This is a genomic window from Streptomyces xanthophaeus, assembly GCF_000725805.1.
GTDB lineage: Bacteria > Actinomycetota > Actinomycetes > Streptomycetales > Streptomycetaceae > Streptomyces > Streptomyces xanthophaeus.
On record NZ_JOFT01000155.1, the window covers coordinates 1 to 230 of the forward strand.

The window sequence follows — 230 nt, forward strand, 5'->3', positions numbered from 1 at the left end:
TCCGTGTCCAACGCCGTCATCCGCCGCATCGCCGCTTCGAAGAAGACCCTCGTGGGTACCGTGCTCACCCTGGGTGTCGCCGGTTCCATGCTCGCCACGGTTCCCGCTCAGGCGGCCCCGACGAGCGCCAAGGCGATCGCCCAGCAGATGATCAAGGACCCGGCGCAGTTCGCGGCGTTCAACAACATCGTTTCCCGTGAGAGCGGCTGGAACCACACCGCCACGAACTC

At 66.1% G+C, this 230-nt stretch carries 1 pseudogene; it reads left to right on the forward strand.

The annotated features are described in order from the left end of the window. Positions 1-230 (forward strand): annotated as a pseudogene (locus IO30_RS0129265) (lytic transglycosylase domain-containing protein); the annotation flags it as partial.